1 protein-coding gene is annotated in these 243 nt (G+C 46.1%); it reads right to left on the reverse strand.

The window, feature by feature from the left end; translation table 11 throughout:
- Positions 1-243, reverse strand: a 243-nt coding sequence (locus HPT30_RS00290; protein ID WP_175369643.1) for a transposase, incomplete at both ends; no start/stop codon positions are given.

The raw sequence follows: 243 nt of genomic DNA on the forward strand, positions 1-243 counted from the left end.
TTGCGCTCCAATGCACGACCTTTTGACCTTCGTCAAACAGGAGTTTAAGCAAAACATAAACAAGTAAGGCCACGTACAACTGGCCATATACCGCGTTCGGCGTCGTTCCGAACAACTTCGGTATGTTTAGATGCTGTTTAATCCAGCGGAAAAACACTTCGATTTGCCAGCGTTTTTTATAGATTTCAGCGATGCTTTCAGCCGAATGCCAATGCAGGTTGGTGGCTAAAAGGACGGGTTTCC

Source organism: Paenibacillus agri (assembly GCF_013359945.1).
GTDB classification, from domain to species: Bacteria; Bacillota; Bacilli; order Paenibacillales; family Paenibacillaceae; genus Paenibacillus_AQ; species Paenibacillus_AQ agri.